Genomic DNA, 15,615 nt, shown 5'->3' on the forward strand with positions numbered 1-15,615 from the left:
TTGAGTAATACAATGCGAAGCGTTTGCGGCCAGCTTAAACCACCCTCTAGGCCACTTTCCAGCTCAAGTACCCCGTTCAGCACCCACCGCCGCCGGAAGTAGATTTCTCCAAAGGGTCAGACCAGCAGGACCTCAATGCCCAACTTTCGAAAGGGGGCTACCTGTGCGTCGGTGGCACCCGTGTCCGTAATAAGTTGGTGTACTTCGGAGAGCGGACAAATCAAGGAGGTAGCAACCGTGCCGAGCTTGGTATGGTCGGCTACTACAATGCGGCGCTTGGCCTGGCGCAGCATCACCTGAATAACGGCGGCTTCCTCGGGGTGCAAGGAGGTCAGGCCCTTCTCGGCATCAATGCCATTTACCCCAATAAACACCTTGTCAACGAAGAACTGACTGAGGGCCTGAGTGGTAGCGGGACCCACCAGCGAAAACCAGCCGCCCGTCAGGAAGCCGCCCGTCACGAACACGCGCACATCTTGGCGGTGGCTGAGCTCCATAGCTACGTTAACGGTATTGGTGACTACCGTCACGTTGGCGTCGGAGCGGAGGCTGCGCGTAACTTGGGTGGTGGTGGTACCCGCCGTTAGGGAAATAATATCGCCAGGCTGAATCAGGGCCGCCGCGGCCAGCCCAATGCGGCGCTTTTCCGCCAGATTGCGGTCAATCTGGTCGTGGAAGCTGGAGTTGTACCGAAAGGGCTCATACAGCAAAGGCTCCCGGGGCACCGCGCCCCCGTGGGTACGCCGCAGCCGGCCCTGCTGCTCTAGCTCCATCAAATCGCGCCGTACGGTGACCACGGAAACCCCAAACAAAGTGGCTAATTCCTCAACGGCTACTGTGCCGGTTTGCAGGAGCTTTTCAACAATAGTTTGAGCGCGGATGGCCGCCGCATTATCAGATGTTACTAAATCAGCCATAAGGAAAGAAGAGTAAAAAGTTGGTTTGCGAGCGAAGGTAGCAGCCAGCCGGGAGCCGCTAGGGCTGGGTTCGCACGTAGGCTTTAAGGGTAGCACATTCGGTACCTACTGCTCGCCCGTAGGGACGAATGGTGTAGGCCCCAACTGCCGCCGGCACAATGAACGTTTCAGCATAGTGGACCACGAAAGGCTCAAAGGCTTGCGTTGGGCTTTCGACGATGGCCTCGGCTCCTTGTACCAGATTAAGCACCTGCACCCCACCTTGGGTATGATGCGGCACCAGGCCCGTAAACCAGTGCCGACGAGTTTCAATGAATTCCCGCTCGTGTAGGCCAGTGCGTTCTTCGCGCCAGTCGGGCCCACAGCCTACTGGCTCCACGTGGTTCACCAAGTGCTGGGCCACCCAGTCTGTGGTACGGTCAGTTGCAATATTGGCGGCCCCGTGGGTGAGATGAATGGGCCGGGGCTGGCCATCTAGGCCTAGTCGCTCCCAATCCCAGAGCTTGAAGGTGAAGATGTACGGCGTAGCCGAAATCTCCAGCACCATAGAATTAGCTCCCGAGCAGTGAATGGTACCCGCCGGAATCAAAAAGTGGTCGTGGGCGCGGGCCGGAAACTCATTGATGTAGTGGGCTGCCGGGAACGGGGCCGTGCTGTCTTGCTGCGCACGTTGCAAGTCGGCTAGCATGGCTGGCACGTCTACATTTTCCTTCAGCCCCAGGTACACCACTGCATCCGGCTCGGCCGCTAGCAGGTAGTAGCTTTCATCCTGAGTGTAGGCCAGGCCAAACTTATCCTGCGCATACTCAGTGAGTGGGTGCACCTGCAGCGAGAGGTTGCCGCCGCCCATAGTGTCCAGAAAGTCGAAGCGAATGGGAAACTCGGTGCCGAAGCGCCCGTGCACAGCCTCCCCCAGCAACTCGCGCGGATGGGCAAACACCAGGTTAATGCTCGGGATTTCCACCCGGGCCTCTCCAAAACCCAGCAGCAAGGAGTTTTCTTCGGGCACGCAGTCAAAGCCCCAGGCGTAGTTGGCTGGGCCATCGGGCAGGTCGCAGACCTCCCGCAGCCACTGCCCACCCCATGGTCCGGGGTCAAAAAACGGTACCACCCTAAATGGCCGCCGCACCGCAGCGGCCAGCCCAGCCCGCAGGTCGGCGCCCGTGATGAGCTTGGGCACCGCCGCATCATTGGCATCGAGCAGGAAGTCAGCGGTAGGCAGTACCTGTTTTTTCAACCGGTCGGCCGCCCGCCAGTCTACGAAGAATGCGCGCTTATACTTAAGGCTGGCTTTTTCGGTGAAGTTGTCCGCGCCAAGGTTGGCAATGTCGCCCCGCCGTTGCCGCAGCTGAATTTCCCAACGGGCCAGATCGGCATACACAACCAGAGCGGGGTTTGGGTAGACTAGTGTCGCTCCGGTTCCAAGTAGCAGAATTAGCTCACCTGCTGCCGCATCTGCCAGAGTTTCCTGCGCTTGCGCCAACTGCTCGGGGTCGAAAAAGTCGGCTACGGTCAGCCCATTGAGCCGGCCAAAAACGGGGTCATCGGTAAGCGAGCCGGCCACCAGCTGGTCAATTTCAGCGGGGCGGCGGTACAAGCTATCGGCCAGCAGGCACTGAGTTGGCTGCAGGGCCAGGCCTAACTCTTGTTGCAGCACTTCCAGATCAGTGCCAGGATAGCATTCCACGGCAAGAACCCGAGGACCGTCGGGGGCAGCTGGCGCAACTTCTAGCGCCGCACGCAACGCTGATATAATGGCGGGCCACCCGATTTGGCAAGCCTCCGCTGTGGCCGCAACCGGCACGTAGGGAAACTTGTCATAGTTGGAGGAGCGCATAGCAGGAGAAATAAGGAAAGGAAGTAAAGAGAGGCCAGTTAGGCGCAGTAATTCAGGCAAATGCACCTTGCATCAGTTGCTCGGAGCGCTAATGTTTAACTGAGCCTAAGTGGCCTTTGGCAACATGCTACAGAATTAGCATGGCCAATATTGACAATAAAAATGTTCGTTTCATAGCAAAACGAAAAAATATAGTGTTTTATTTGTCGTATTGATAGGCCTACCGATGCATCTATCTACCGGTAGGCCATTCATAAGTGCATTGCTCGTCACTTAACTCTGGAGTGACCTTCCCCTCTCCTACCAGCCCTGACAGTCGACTCGCCTGTACTGCTTTGGCGCTGTGAGCGTGCTGTTTCTGCTACTACTTCCCACCTTCTATAGCTCACACGTGTATGCAGTACTTATCAATTACCCTTTTTAGGGCGCGGCGGCTGGCCTTGGTACTGGTTACTGGCCTACTGACGGTTTCTACCGGTTTAGGCCAAAACAAGTATCAGGTGGCCGGCGAAGCTATTCTGGACAAGCTCAATACCAAGTTTTACAACGCCAGCAAGCAGCTGTATGTGGAGCAGCTTGATGGGAATGAGAAAGTAATTGTAGAGCGCGGAGGCGCGAGCTACGTCTGGCCAGCCTCCCACATGCTCCGGGCCCTGCGCTACGGAGCCCGCGCGAATCCGGCCAAGTACACCGAGCGGCTCAAATCTTACGCCTACGCCCTCGACCAGTACCGCCAGAACGGCAAGTACGCTTCCGACATCGTGCCGGGTGCCGACCCGCTGTATGACGACAATGCCATTGTAGGACTGGCCCTGATGGAGGCCTATCGGCAAGTATTGCCGGCCGAAAGCGGCCTGTACGAACGGTCACTGATTGGCCTCAACTACTGCCTGAATGCCCGCGACGCCAATTGGGGCGTCCCGCAAAAGGAGTCTGAATTAGGCTGGGGCAAGTTTTACTCCCAAGCCACCATTTTGCCCGCCTTGCATTGCGCACTAATCGCCAAAACCAGCTCTGACCCGCAGTACCTGGACATTGCCAAGCGCTATTACGACAAGATCAATGACGTAAGCTGGAAGCTGCGCGACGGAAATACCAACCTGCTCAATCAGTTCTCCTTTTACAGCAACAATAGCTGGAGCCTGACCGGGCACGGCGAAAATGGGGCGGGCTACCGGGCGTACCAAACTACCCCCAATATCCAGCTAGCCCTTCAGCTTTACCAAATTACCGGCGACAGTCGCTACCTCGATGATGCTACCGTAATGGCTAATGCCTGCCTGAAACAATGGTACACGCCTGGGAAAGGGGTTAGTGAAATATCCTTCTGGGGCGGGAGCGACATGGTAGAAATGCTCGTCGACTTTTACGAAGTAGATCATAATGTGAAGTGGCTCAATACGGCCCGCGACATCGTTGACTTTCTCATTGACTACAACCGCGACCAGCTCGGTTACTATCCTGGCTCTTATAACGACGCCGATGGTACCTGGAACTTGGACCGCCGCTACCTCTTTCCGGCCTCCATCCAGATGATGGGGCAGGCTTGCGCGGCAGCCGCCATTTTGCGGGTAGCTCAGGTAACCAACACTCCGCTAGCCACAAGCCCAGTGGCCGCCATATCTCCCGACCTGGTGGTATTTCCTAATCCGGTGACAAACCGACTGACCCTCCAGGCCAACCGTCAACTGGCTGGTGGCAGCGCCACAATCCGTAACTCGCTGGGACAAGTGGTGTTTACCGCCCCGGCCTACGGCACTGGGCTTGATGTTTCGGCCCTGGCACCCGGCATTTATACCGTTACGTGGAGCAAGGGTCCGCACCACTTGGCGCAGCGTTTTGTGAAGAAATAACTCCGTGCAGTCGTGATACCGGTGCCTTCTGGCAGGGGCCGAAAAACGACGCTGCCGGCCTCCGTTCACCTAGGCCAGTCTGCTAGCCGCCACTGGGAGCGTATCCTCTCCTATTTTACATTGTACTTTCCTCTGATGACAAAGCCAACGAGCTACTCCCTTCTTCTACTGGCCTGGAGTGCTTTCTCCTGCGTTCATACCCCGACAACGAGCCGTAGCAGTCAGGGTAACAGCAACGCCGGCCGGCTAGGCCACCTGCAGTACGCTAACCCATTTATGGGCACGGCTCCACTCAATGACCCCAAGACGATTGGGTATGCCCCACCCGAGGGCTGGCGGGGCGTGTGGGCCGGCTTGGTCTTCCCGGGAAGCTCCCTACCGAATGCCATGGTGCAGCTCAGTCCCATTACTGAGTTTCATACGGGGGCCGGTTACGACTACGAGGACTCGGTGATTTACGGGTTTGCCCATACCAACAAAGGCCACTGGAACCTCTGCCACCTGCCGGTATTGCCCGTTACCAATACCAAGGCCGCTACTACCGCGGGTGGTTATTCTTCACGCTTCAGCAAATCCACGGAAAAGGCCTCGCCGGGCTTCTATGGCGTAACGCTGCAAGACTACGGCGTGCAGGTGGAGCTTACCTCCACGTTGCGCGGTGGGTTTCACCGCTACCGCTACAGTCAGCCCGAAAACCGCAGTATAGTCTTCAAACTTGCCCAGTCAAATGAGCGGGTGACCAAGTGGAGCATCGAAAAAGCGGGCGACGCCGCGGTGCAGGGCTTTCAGGAAACTGGCCGCCAGACCGTGTACTTCTACGGGGCACTGAGCGAAAACGTACGAGACCTGGAGGTGCGCGGCCAAGGCACTGCCGATGGCCTAGCCGTGGTGCACCTACCCGACGGCAGCAAGCCCGTGGAGCTCAAAATGGGGATATCGTTTGTGAGCGTGCAGAACGCCAAGCAGAACCTGGAGCAGGAATTAGGCCACCAAACGTTTGAGCAGGTGCGCCAGCAAGCCGAGCAAACCTGGGAAAGTCTGCTCTCCAAAGTGAATGTGAAGGGCGGAACGCCCAAGCAGAAGCAGCTCTTCTACAGCTGCCTGTACCGCTCGTTTCTGTGGCCGGCCCTGCGCAGCGACTACAACCACGAGTACCGCGATGTGCAGGGCAACGTAGTGAAGGCCGATTTCAACTACTACACTGAGCCATCGTTGTGGGACACGTACCGGAATAAGGACCTGCTAGTTGGCATGCTCGCGCCCCAGGTAACGACCGACGTTATCAAGTCGATGCAGGATGTAGGCCACAAAACCGGCTTTCTGCCCACCTTCTTCCATGGCGACCATGCCTCGGCGTTGATTTCCGGCTCTTACCAGCGGGGCATCACCAACTTCGACGTGCAGGATGTGTACCGGCTCATGCTGCGCAATGCTAATCTGGAGAACGGAGCCCGCCCCCACATTGCCGAGTACATTGAGAAAGGATACATTTCGACCGCGGAAGTATCAAACCCAGAAGTGGAAACCAAGGACAAAGCCGGCGTGTCGAAAACCCTGGAGTATGCCTTCGACGACTACGCCGTGGCGCAGATGGCTAAAATTTTGAAGGATACTGCCACCTACCGGGTGATGATGGCGCGGTCTAAAAACTACAAGAACTTGTTCGACCCCGGCACCAAATTTATGCGCGGCCGCCTCAACGATGGGAGCTGGGTAAAGGCCTTCAACCCGCAGTATCCCTATTATGAATACATGTATCGGGAGGCTAACGCCTGGCAAGTGTCCTTTTTTGCGCCCCACGACATGCCCGGCCTGATTGCGCTGTACGGTGGGCCAGCATCCTTCGAGGCCAAGCTCGACTCCTTATTTACCGTGCCCTGGAACCCCAATTACATTGCTCGCAACGTGTCGGGCTTTATTGGGCAGTACTGTCATGGCAACCAGCCCGACCACGAAACGCCGTTTTCCTACTACTTCATTGGCAAACCCGAAAAGTCGCAGCGCCGGCTCGATGAAATTATGGACCGCTTCTACGGCATGGGCAAAGATGGCCTAGGCTATTCCGGCATGGACGATGCGGGCGAAATGTCGGCCTGGTACGTGTTCAGTTCCACTGGCTTGTACCCCTACTCTGCCGCCGACGCTAAGTACTTGGTGAGCGTCCCGCTCTTTGACGAGGTCAGCTGGAAAGCCGATAATGGTAAGGTATTCACGGTGAAAAAAGCGGGCAACGGCCGCGTGCTGCGCACGGTGAAGGTGAACGGGAAAACCCAGGAAGGGTACTTCGTAGACCACACCCTGTTTCGTCAGGGTGGGCGGCTGGATATTAGCACGAGTAACTAATTCTCTAGGCCACAAGGACTACGGCTCTGGAACCGCGCGGAGTGGCCTAGGATCGGGGAGTATAGATAGGATTCTTACTACTGAGTGTATGAAGCATTGCCTTCTGATTATTGCCTTATTCGGAACACTTGCGACCCCTCTGGCGGCGCAACCGAGCTCTACCCTTCAGGTCACCACCGCCCGCAGCCCGCAAGCGCCAGCGTTGCGCCCGCCCGCCTACCCGCTGATTACCCACGACCCCTTCTTCAGTATCTGGGCGTTCAACGATACCCTTTCGGCTGGCCCTACCCGACACTGGACCGGGGAAGAGCAAAACCTAGAAGGGGTGGTGCGGGTAGATGGGCAGGCGTACCAGTTCCTAGGCCAGTCGGCCCCGCAGTACCACGCCATTATTGCCACCACCCAGGAGCAGCCCTATTCGGCCCAGTACACCCTTACCACACCGGCGGCAGGTTGGGAGCAGCCCGACTTTTCCGCCACTGACTGGAAAACGGGCCCCGCACCCTTCACCGATAACCAAACCCTGCACGGTACCACCTGGGAAGGCGGCGACATTTGGGTGCGCCGCTCAGTGCAGATTCCAAATCCGGCTACCACCGGCGCCCTCAAGGTGTTGATGCAGCACGACGACGGAGCGGAAGTATACCTCAATGGGGTGCTGCTCACACGCCAGCCCGGGGCCAACGGCCGCTACCAGTACTTTGAGGTGCCAGCCGCGGCGCGGCAGGCGTTGCGCAAGGGCCGGAACGTGCTGGCCATGCACGCCAACAGCCACGTGGGCGGCGAGTACCTCGATGCGGGTTTGTACGAAGCCCTGCCCCAGCCACCAGCCCTGCCAAGAGCCCGGCAAACCAGCGTGCAGGTTACGGCTACGCAGACCACGTATCAGTTTTTGGTTGGTCCCGTGCAGCTGACCATTACCTTTCTCTCACCCCTGCTGCTCGATGACCTGGAGACTGTGGCCCGCCCTGTCAGCTACCTGACCGTTACTGCCACGGCCACCGACCATAAAGCGCACCCGGTTCAGGTACTATTTACCGAAAGCGGGCGCCTAGCCTCCAACACTGCCTACCAGCCCGTTACAACTCAGGCGGGTAAAGCTGGCACGCTAAGTTGGCAGGCCGTGGGCACCACTACCCAAGCCGTGCTAGGCCAGGCCGGCGACAACGCCCGCATTGACTGGGGACAGGCTTACCTGGCGGCCCCCGGCCCAGCTACCCTTACAACGGGTGAGCCCCTCGCCCTCAGAAGTACCTTCACTAAAACCGGCCGCCTTCCTGCCGCCCCTAGGCCACTCACTGGTCCAGCTCAGCGCGTTGCGCTGGCCGCCGTGCTGGAGCTGGATGCCGTAAGCAAAGCTACCGAGCGTCACCTGTTACTCGGCTACGATGACGTGTATTCGGTGCAGTATTTCGGCCAGAACTTGCGCGGCTGGTGGCGCCGTGACCCTGCCACTACCATGCCCAAGGTGTTGCAAGCCGCCGAAGCCGACTACCCTCGACTGCGCCAGAAAAGCACCGCCTTCGATAAGCAACTGTATGCCGACGCCCAAGCCGCCGGGGGCCACGAATACGCCGACCTCTGCCAGCTAGCTTACCGCCAGGCAATTGCCGCCCACAAAATCGTGGCGGGCCCCAAGGGAGAAGTGCTAACGTTTTCCAAGGAAAACTATTCCGGGGGCTTCATTGGCACCGTGGATGTTACCTACCCCTCGGCTCCGCTGTTTCTACTCTACAACAATGAGCTAGCCAAGGGCTTGTTGCGCTTTATCTTCGACTACAGTGAATCGGGACGCTGGAAAAAGGACTTTCCGGCTCATGATCTGGGCACGTACCCCCTGGCCAACGACCAAAAGTACGGCGAAGACATGCCGGTAGAAGAAGCTGGTAACATGCTCATCCTGACGGCTGCAGTGGTGAAAATGGATGGCAAGCCCGACTTTGCCCGCCAGCACTGGCCTGTTCTCACCAAATGGGTGGGCTTCCTGAAGCGCGACGGCTTCGACCCAGCTAACCAGCTCAGCACCGATGACTTTGCCGGGCACCTGGCCCGCAATGCAAACTTGTCGGTGAAGGCTATTATGGGTATTGCCAGCTACGGCCAAATGGCCCGGCAGCTAGGCGATGAGAAAACGGCTAATGAGTACCTGGCTCTGGCCCGCGAGTACGCCACGCGCTGGGTGGCCATGTCGGGGGCCGGCGACCACTACACCCTGACGTTTGATAAAACCCCGGGCTCGTGGAGCCAGAAGTACAACTTGGTGTGGGACAGGCTACTGGGCTTGAATATTTTCCCAAAGGAAATTGCGCAGCAGGAAATAGCCTACTATCTAACCAAGCAGCAGCGCTACGGCCTACCCCTCGACAGTCGCAAGACCTACACAAAGTCGGACTGGATTATGTGGACGGCCACCATGGCCAACAACCCCGCCGATTTTCAGGCCCTGATCAGGCCGGTTTGGCAGTTCGCCAACAACTCTCCCACTCGCGTACCGCTAACCGACTGGCACGAAACAACCGACGCCACGCAAGTCGGTTTCCAGGCCCGCTCCGTTGTGGGGGGCTATTTTATCAAAATGCTGGAGCGCCACATGGCTCCAAAGCCGTAATCCGCCTTACGAGGAACTAACCAACTGATTTTCAGTCGAAATTTCATTCAGCTAGGCCACTAAGAATGAGCTGTGGCATTCTAATGCTCAACGTATGCGGCTACGCTGAAAGCTCATCAGCACTGCAGACGGCAAAAACCGCTCATCTACAGTAATGCTGACTGCTCAGGAAGATCCAACCTGAAGGAATGATTTGGAGCAGCTCTTAGCGCATGGTGCACTTTCGGCGTTTCCCACGGAGAAGCTTGCTGACAGCAGCGACACTTGGAGATTGCACAATACATGGTCAATGTGTACATGGCTTGTTCCTGTTGAGGTTGTGGTTGCTAGGATGCCCCTATATCTTGGCGTCCTTTTCTCAGCCCCATTTCTTGCCACATGTTGCAGCTTGCAGGCCTACCCATATATTACGAGAATCCGATTGGGCGGCTCTACGAACATCCTGATGGCTACGCCATTGTTGACTATAAAGCCGGTACGCGTCAGCTAAGCACTTACCAAGCTTTCCTCAACCATTTAGAAAACCTGCTCAAAAGCCGCGGCTGGAATAAGATGCTTGCCAATCAGCGGTTGCTCACTCCCTTCACCGATGAGGAACGGATATGGATTCGGGAGCAGTGGCTAGTGGTTTCCCATGCCCTTCAGCGCGAGATGATTGCGGCCGTGCTGCTCCCCGATGACGTGTTTGCTCGTCTGGGCATGAATCAACTGATGCATGAAGCCAGGGAAGGCGTGCTGCTATATCGCGTTTTCAATAGTGCACAAGAGGCTGCCACCTGGCTGCTTCAAGTAGCCTGATTATGGTCACTGCCTTACGTAGTAGCTGCTCTTGCCTCATTGAACTGGGCCTTGATGTCTTTTGAAAGGAGTGCAAGTAAGTTGAGCTATTAGCTCCATACGCTCACTCAACTATTTATTACTGAAAAACAACTTATTACGCGCAAATATGTATATTAAAACCACCTAATATTATACAAATACTTATTGCCCATGCGCCGTGCTACCCTCTTTCTATGTGCTCTGGCAGCCACCTCCGCACTATCTACTTACGGGCAAAGTTTTACGCAGGCAAGGCAGTTGCCCTATAGCGTTCCGGTAGGTGCCTTGGCAGAAACAATTACTCAAGTCTCGGATGATGAGGGTAACACCTATGTGAGCAGTAGCTTTAAGGGCACAGTGGAGCTTGGGTCAATTAGCCTTACCTCTACGCCCAACCCGTATGGTCAACCCAGCATTGATGTGTATGTGGCCAAACTCGATCCGCGGGGCAACTACCTCTGGGCCGTGCGCCTGGGAGGCGCCGGTGATGATCAAAGCATAGACCTAGTGCGGGCGCCAACGGGTATTTTGTACTTACTAGGCCACCTAGGCGCCGGCGCTACTCTGGCAACTACTCAAATAGCCGCAAACCGTGGGTTTATTGCCCGACTCGACGGTGCTGGCACGCTTATGTGGGCGCGGGAAACGGGTAATGCGGAGAGCCGGAAAATTGCCACAAACGCAGCCGGTAGCGTGCTGTTGGCGGCTTCTTCTTCCCTAACCTCAATCACAGTAGCTAATACCGTTTTTACGAATCCGGGTACTATTCCTCAGCCACCCTACCAATACACCAGCCCTTCCAGCGACGGATTTGTAGCCAAGCTCAGCGCCGATGGCGTTTGGCAGTGGGTGCGGCAGATTGCGGGTCCCGAACCGGCCCATCTGGGCACAAGTACGGCAGTTGCGCTCGATGCGGAGGGCAACGCTTACGTGACGGGTGCGCTGCGGGGCCGCGTTGATTTAGGCTCTACTACGCTGACCAGCACCGCACAACAGTCGCGGGCGTACGTGGCCAAGCTGAGTCCCACCGGCGACTGGCTGTGGGCCGTCTCGCCCGCTGCTCCAGTCGCTCCGGCCTATGTAAGTCAAACCAGTAGCCAACAGCTAGCTGTATCCCCCTCAGGATCGGTCTATTGGCTCGGCGCACTGGAGTCGCCGGGAGGTGTAGCTCATTTCGGTCCTAGTCAATTAACGGCTACCGCGGGAGGCTACGGTGACATATTTGTCGCGAAGCTTACCAGTCAAGGCGAATTTAAGTGGGCTGCTCAGAGCAGTGGTTATGGCAATGACATTGGTCTAGGCCTAGCCTTGGATAAGGATGAAAACGCGTATGTTACTGGCAGTTCCTACAGCGACTCCCCTAGCAACACCATTCGATTCGGAGAAACGGAGTTACTCAACGCTGGTTCCTCCGATGTATTCGTTGCTAAATTAGCTGCTACTGGCACCTGGCAGTGGGCAGTGCGCGCTGGCGGCACTGGCTATGACCGTGGCACTGGCCTAGCCCCTGATAACCAAGGTGGAGTTTACATAACAGGTACCGCTGGCTCGCAGAGCGTAAACTTCGGTCCCGTTTCTCTAGCTCCATCCGCAACCGCAGGATATGGTTTTTGGGCCCATGTGAGTACAAGTACGCTTCCTGTCACATCTGGTCAAGCCTCTAAACAAGCAGGCCTACAACTGGCCCCAAACCCCTGCCAGACGGCTGTTCGCATCACGGGTCCTTCTGCCCACCAGGCTGTGCAGTTTCACGATGCGCTAGGCCGGTTGGTCTTGCTAGCCACCATGCCGACAGCAGGACCATTGCACATCTCACTGCCCTCTTCTCTTACTCCCGGCCTATATATTGTCCGGAGCGGGTCGTTAAGCCAGCGCCTTATAATTGAGTAGAAGCATATTTGGTGGTCAAGCTTAATGCTGTCGATAAATGAATATTTACAAGTCTAGCGTTATTTGCAATTTTCCTGTAATATTGCACTTAGATAAGGACTCGATTTTGTGAGAAAATGACAGTCTGGAGCGGTAGTGCCTATTACAGGGGGCGCTGCCGCTCTTATCTTTCCAAGGCCAAAGATGCTTTCAGCGAAGCACTACGTGGCTGAAATCGTGGCATTGGCCTTCAGCTATAAAACGAAAAAGCTCCGCATACAACGCGGAGCTTTTTCTATTCCAATAGGTGTGCAGTGTCTACACCGAGAGTATTAGGGAAGAAGTGCAGACGCTTAAATATAGAATTACTACATGATGTGAACATGATAATGTTTTTACACTTTATCGTAATCAGCATGTCACAAAAACGAAGCTTACAGATACAACCCATCCAAACGGAGTACTAGTACAGGTGCCTTCATTCATGATTAAACCAGATTTATTATATTATTTGCGAGAATTATGTATGTCACAAAAAGTAAGATTTTAGCCTTTACGTGTCAGCTATTACGGTTGAGCTTTGTGTATAAATTTTACTAGTATGCCTCTCATCGCACCTGCCCCCTCAACCCCCTCACAATTGCCAATGCTTTCTGTGCTGGCCATTCTCTTAGTAACCGGCGAAGCCATTCCCCTAATTAAATAACCGGCCTAGACAAAGCTAGGGGTGTTTTCGTTGCGTTAGGCCTACCCTGTCAGCAAGTATTCAGCGTAGAGAACTCATCGGCGAACGTAACTTACTGGTACCGATTAATTATACTTTTTCAATTTCAGTTTGCCATAATTAAGGTCAAAATGAAACGGCTCTACTGACGAGGCGCTATATTCACGCCCATGATCCGATGCAGACTGGTGGGCTTAGTAGTAGCGGCTGTTATGGCGACTAATTATAATGCTGGTGCCCAAAGCCCTCAAACCAAAAAATTACGCCAAGCGCTGGCCGCAGCTATTTCTGATACCAGCCGAGTGCTGCTATTAGCTGATTTGAGCGCCACGTACCGCTATTCCCGCTTCGACTCCGTTCATTACTACGCGCGACGCGGACTGCAACTGGCCCAGAAGATCGGTTATCAGAAAGGCGAAGGCCGCTGTCTATCCCGGATTGGCATTCTGTACAGCGAGCGGGGCAACCTCCCCCAAGCGTTGCGCGTGGATTTGCAAGCGCTTAACTTAAACGAAGCTGCTCACGACCTAGAAGGAACAGCCCGTACCCTAAATCAAACCGGACTGTTGTATTCTGCGCTGGAAGACTACCAGCCATCTCTGGATTATTACTTCCGGTCTCTGCGCTTATACAAGCAGCTTCCCCACAGTGACCCCTCACAAATTATTAGTGTACTCACCAATATTGGGGCAAGCTATGAGGGCAAGCGGCAACTAGACTCAGCAGCCTATTTTCTTCGGAAAGCGTGGCTTATCACGCGCACTTCGCCCGCGGTACACGGGAGCTGCTGGGGCAACCCCGCCCCGTACGTTCTGCGTGAAATGGGCCTGTTAGAAGCTGCCCTAGGCCACCCAACCTTGGCACTTGACTACTACCGCCGCAGTGCGCAGGTAGCCGTGCCCGAGAATGATTTGCGGAGTGCTTCGCGCTCTTACCAATACATAGCAGAGCTGTACAAGAAAACCAATCAGCTCGACTCGTGCGTGTTTTATGCTCGCAAGGCATTGGCGCTCAGCCAATCCTTACCTTATGTCCTTAGCATGGTACGCAGCAGCAAGCTCCTGGCCACCAGCTTTGAAAGTACCGGGCAAGGTGATAGCACGCTGAAATACATGCGGGTAATGCTCATGAGCCAGGACAGCCTGTACAACCCGAAAAGAATCAAGCAATTAGATGCCATTGGGTTTGCCGAGCAACAACGCTTGCGCACACTGGAGGACGAGCAAGTTGCGTATGCTGCCAAAGTAAGGCTGGTTGCTGGGCTGGCCACAGTGGGCGGGCTTCTGCTTCTGATTACACTGTTGTGGCGCAATAATCGGCAACAGCAGCACGCGAACAAACACCTGCGCCTGCTGAACGAACAAGTTACGCAGCAGGCCGACGAGTTGCTGGCGCAGCGAGACAGCATAGCCCGTACACTACAGGAACTGAAAATAACGCAGGGGCAACTGGTGCTCCGGGAAAAGATGGCCTCATTGGGAGAATTGATGGCTGGGGTGGCCTACGAAATTCAAAACCCCGTGCACAGCATTCGGAAATATGCCGCTATTAGCGTGGAGCTGTGCCAAGAGGTGAAAACTGAACTGGCCCACTATAGCCTCCCGCCAGAAGATAAAGAACTAGTTGATGAGATGCTGCAAAACCTGGGGCGCAATCAGGAGAAAATAGTACACCACAGCCAGCGGGCAGAGTCTATTGTGCGTGGAATGCTGGAATACTCCCACGCTGGCAATCAACCTCGGCAGGCGACCAACCTCAACCAATTGGCGGAGGAATACTTGCGGCTCACTTACCATGATATGCGGGCTAAAAACCATTTATTCAACGTGGCCTTGCTACTGTATCCCGACCCAGCAGTGGGCTGGGTAAATGTTGTGCGGCAAGATTTGGGCCGGGCCCTGCTAGGCGTCTTCACAACTGCCCTCTCCGCTGTTCACCAGCGTCTTCAGCAAGGAGATGAAAATTATGTTCCGCAGCTGGCCCTGACCACTAAGCGCGTTAGTGATGGAGTAGGTATCTACGTGCGGGCAAATGGAGTTGCCTTATCAGAGGCAACTCAGCAGACTATTTTTCAGCGCTTTCCAGCAGCAGATAGGGCTACGGAAGGTATGCTTGGCCTAGCCTTGAGCCACGACTTGCTCACCAAAGGCTTTAATGGGAATATATCTGTTAGCTCCGGGGCAGATGACTTTACAGAATACCATATTTGGCTTCCTCTGCCGGCACTAGCCTAGTAATCAATAAGTAGAGTCTGACCTCAAGGAGTTGCAAGCAGAAATCAGTACTGTGTCGCTTCAGAAATATTATGATGTGACATCAAAATACGCAGATTCCGCTATGTCACATTTAGCAGCAACTAGGCAGAATTTGGTTTCTATTTCACCGTCTTTAGCCTCTCTCCAGGCTTTTTTGCTGGAATCAGGAACGTATCTAGCTCCAACAGGCATGTCACAAATTGACGTTATCTGGCCTTGGCTACCCGCCACCGGGGCTGCATTTTTGTATCACCCTCCGGTTGGGCAGTGAATTGCCGCTCAACTTCAACCGTCCCCTTTCCACAACCAAATGCGCAAGCCGGAAAATTACTTTTCCGGCTTGCGCATTTGGGGGCTATCAGTAGCTAGTGAATGTAATTATGGTTGGTA

The 15,615-nt window shown here is 55.4% G+C and carries 8 protein-coding genes; 6 read left to right on the forward strand and 2 right to left on the reverse strand.

Going from position 1 to position 15,615, the window contains the following annotated elements; genetic code table 11:
- Positions 1-116 precede the first annotated feature (116 nt).
- A complete protein-coding gene (locus EU556_RS21675; protein WP_135436263.1) occupies positions 117-917 on the reverse strand; it encodes a DeoR/GlpR family DNA-binding transcription regulator in 801 nt (266 codons plus the stop codon).
- Between the two features lie 58 nt (positions 918-975).
- Positions 976-2,754 (reverse strand): class I mannose-6-phosphate isomerase, encoded by a 1,779-nt coding sequence (locus EU556_RS21680; RefSeq protein ID WP_135436264.1) that lies wholly within the window; start codon positions 2,752-2,754, stop codon positions 976-978.
- 395 nt (positions 2,755-3,149) lie between these two features.
- On the opposite strand from EU556_RS21680, the gene EU556_RS21685 reads away from it, so the two are divergent.
- From EU556_RS21685 to EU556_RS21710, 6 genes are all read left to right on the forward strand, one after another.
- Entirely contained in the window at positions 3,150-4,607 is a 1,458-nt protein-coding gene (locus EU556_RS21685) for a T9SS type A sorting domain-containing protein (protein WP_135436265.1), read from the forward strand.
- Positions 4,608-4,742: 135 nt separating this feature from the next.
- On the forward strand, positions 4,743-6,950 hold the full coding sequence (locus EU556_RS21690) for a GH92 family glycosyl hydrolase (protein ID WP_135436266.1): 2,208 nt from the start codon (positions 4,743-4,745) through the stop codon (positions 6,948-6,950).
- Between the two features lie 88 nt (positions 6,951-7,038).
- A complete protein-coding gene (locus EU556_RS21695; RefSeq protein ID WP_135436267.1) occupies positions 7,039-9,558 on the forward strand; it encodes a glutaminase family protein in 2,520 nt (839 codons plus the stop codon).
- Between the two features lie 378 nt (positions 9,559-9,936).
- On the forward strand, positions 9,937-10,356 hold the full coding sequence (locus tag EU556_RS21700; protein WP_135436268.1) for a hypothetical protein: 420 nt from the start codon (positions 9,937-9,939) through the stop codon (positions 10,354-10,356).
- A 306-nt stretch (positions 10,357-10,662) separates the two neighbouring features.
- A complete protein-coding gene (locus tag EU556_RS21705; RefSeq protein ID WP_135436269.1) occupies positions 10,663-12,267 on the forward strand; it encodes an SBBP repeat-containing protein in 1,605 nt (534 codons plus the stop codon).
- An 873-nt stretch (positions 12,268-13,140) separates the two neighbouring features.
- Positions 13,141-15,204, forward strand: a complete 2,064-nt coding sequence (locus EU556_RS21710) for a tetratricopeptide repeat protein (RefSeq protein ID WP_135436270.1) — start codon at positions 13,141-13,143, stop codon at positions 15,202-15,204.
- Positions 15,205-15,615: the final 411 nt, after the last annotated feature.

Source organism: Hymenobacter fodinae (assembly GCF_004745825.1).
Taxonomy (GTDB): domain Bacteria; phylum Bacteroidota; class Bacteroidia; order Cytophagales; family Hymenobacteraceae; genus Hymenobacter; species Hymenobacter fodinae.

Coding starts and splice junctions, on each gene's coding strand:
- EU556_RS21690 (WP_135436266.1), top strand. CDS start 4,743: ATGACAAAGCCAACGAGCTACTCCCTTCTTCTACTGGCCTGGAGTGCT.
- EU556_RS21710 (WP_135436270.1), top strand. CDS start 13,141: ATGATCCGATGCAGACTGGTGGGCTTAGTAGTAGCGGCTGTTATGGCG.
- EU556_RS21685 (WP_135436265.1), top strand. CDS start 3,150: ATGCAGTACTTATCAATTACCCTTTTTAGGGCGCGGCGGCTGGCCTTG.
- EU556_RS21680 (WP_135436264.1), bottom strand. CDS start 2,754: ATGCGCTCCTCCAACTATGACAAGTTTCCCTACGTGCCGGTTGCGGCC.
- EU556_RS21700 (WP_135436268.1), top strand. CDS start 9,937: ATGTTGCAGCTTGCAGGCCTACCCATATATTACGAGAATCCGATTGGG.
- EU556_RS21675 (WP_135436263.1), bottom strand. CDS start 917: ATGGCTGATTTAGTAACATCTGATAATGCGGCGGCCATCCGCGCTCAA.
- EU556_RS21695 (WP_135436267.1), top strand. CDS start 7,039: ATGAAGCATTGCCTTCTGATTATTGCCTTATTCGGAACACTTGCGACC.